1 protein-coding gene is annotated in these 1,686 nt (G+C 66.5%); it reads left to right on the forward strand.

Features of this window, described 5'->3' with window-relative positions; all coding sequences use genetic code 11:
- Window positions 1-383 precede the first annotated feature (383 nt).
- A partial coding sequence (locus LC490_RS24180; RefSeq protein WP_223621890.1) for a hypothetical protein occupies window positions 384-1,686 on the forward strand: 1,303 nt, incomplete at its 3' end.

The following is a 1,686-nucleotide window of genomic DNA, read 5'->3' on the forward strand; positions in this document are numbered from 1 at the left end:
TGCCCGGCGGCGAACTGGACCGCAGCTGGGGGCAGGCCTTGGTGGACTTCGACCACCGTTTCGGCAACGGTTCGGTGCTCGGCGTCGGCGCACGCGCATCCTCGTCGGGCGGCGATGCGGATTGGGGTGTGTCGGCGAGCTATCGGCTGGCCTTCTAGGCTGCGGCCAGCGGCCGCCCGGGCTGTTTCCTGGCGGTCGCGCGGCCGGCGGCGCCGGCCGAAACGTATGAGTGTCGTACGGTAAGTGCGGGGGAAAGCGCCATAGCGTGACCGGCGGCGCTGTCGGTGCAGTTTCAGTCGATGCGACGGCCGCCTAGGATCATCAGTGCATGAGAGCCCGGGGCCTGTCCCTGATGACTTCGCTCGACCACCAAGGATTGGACTATGCGCGCAGCGATTTTGACGTTGGCCGTTCTGGCCGTTTGCGGTTCCGCCCGGGCGGCGGTGGAAGTGGACGTGATCGGCCCGGAATTTTCCATGGGCTGGTCGCTGTTGTCCGACGACGGCCGTGCCGTGGCCGGCCTTTTCCACGCCACCGCGTTCCATTGGACCCGATCGCAAGGGCGTACCGACATCCTGACGTTCCCCGGGCTTTCCAGCCAAGATTTCGAGTTGCGTGCGATATCCGGGGACGGTTCCGTGGTGTTGTTGAACCTGCCCGATTCGGTATCGGGGCTACCGGACCGACGCTGGGCGCCGGCGCTGTGGACGCGCGAAGGCGGGATACGGGTGGTGGATGTCCCCGGCTACTCCGCCATTGCCCAGGACATGTCCGCGGACGGGCGGATCATCGCCGGGCAACGTTTGAACAGCAATTTCCGGCGTGAGGTCTTCCGCTGGCGTTCCGATCGGGGCGTGGAGGTAATGCCGGTAGCCGGCGACTGGCAGGGCTACTCGTTGTTCGATCCCGGTGCGCTTTCCGGCGACGGACGCACGGTCATCGGTCGGGCCAGCGGAAACGGGGTGAACCCGCGGGTGTTCGTGTGGCAGGACGGGCGCGCGCCGTTCTTCATCGATGCGGCGCTCGGCAGCGCGCTGGAGGCCGCGGTAGACGTTTCGCACGACGGCAGCCGCATCACCGGGGTCATCGTCACGAACTCGGGCGAGCGGATTCAACAGGCCTACGTCTGGGACCAGGCGGCCGGCGTGCGCTTGCTCGGCCTGTTGCCGTCGATGAAGGGCAGTTTGCCGACCAAAATATCCGCCGACGGGCAGGTGATCGTCGGCGAAACCTACGGTGGTCCGGGAGGACAGAGGAATGTCTTCCGTTGGTCCGAGCAGACCGGAACGCTGTCGATCCAGCAATGGCTGGCCGGCTACGGCGTCGAGTTCGCGATCGACCCCACTTGGGCGAAGGTGCAAGGGGTCAATGCCGACGGATCGGTGATCGCGGGCCTAGGCTTCCGCGATCAGATCTGGATCGCGCGGGTCAAGGGGCCGAACGGCGGTTTTCTGCTGGACGTGGAGGCCTACCGACGCAGCCTGATCGATGCCAACCAGAGCCTGACCCTGGGCCTGAGCGGCCTGGCCAACGCGACGCTGTCGGGCGCGCACCATCGCTCGCTGCTCGATAACGGCCTGGCGAGCGAGTCCGACGGCTCTTGCGCCTGGGTCAATGCCGAGGCCGCCGATTACGACGAGAGCAAGACCCGAATCGAGCAGTTGGAAGTCGGTGTCTGCACCGACC

The organism is Lysobacter sp. ESA13C, from assembly GCF_019970005.1.
Classification (GTDB): Bacteria; Pseudomonadota; Gammaproteobacteria; order Xanthomonadales; family Xanthomonadaceae; genus Lysobacter; species Lysobacter antibioticus_B.